This is a genomic window from Bacillus sp. NTK071, from assembly GCF_017303315.1.
Taxonomy (GTDB): domain Bacteria; phylum Bacillota; class Bacilli; order Bacillales; family Guptibacillaceae; genus Guptibacillus.
The window spans coordinates 1-270 of record NZ_JAFKOI010000066.1 but is presented as its reverse complement, the minus strand read 5'-3'; the positions used below and the strand labels follow the sequence as shown (position 1 = coordinate 270).

Genomic DNA, 270 nt, shown 5'->3' with positions numbered 1-270 from the left:
GGTCCAAGACATGAAAGCAGAAGAAGAATGGAACAATTGATACCACCCTCGATCGCTATGCATATAAAAATAGTCCGATTCAACAGATTTTTGAAAATCGGCCGCATAACATACCTTTCTCGGTTCTCCTTTACTGAAGGAAAACCGAAGTCCCCGTCTGCTGACTTTTACTAAACGATATCCTTTTTGTTCCATACGCTCCAACCATTTTTCTAAGCGATCAGGAGCAAACGCCCATGCTGGCCGCCATTTCGTGAATTTGATGGGTAT

At 43.0% G+C, this 270-nt stretch carries 1 protein-coding gene; it reads right to left on the bottom strand.

What is annotated here, in order from left to right; translation table 11 throughout:
- Window positions 1–270: DUF2812 domain-containing protein (locus JI666_RS21050; RefSeq protein WP_206895030.1), on the bottom strand; the 270-nt coding region annotated here is incomplete at both ends.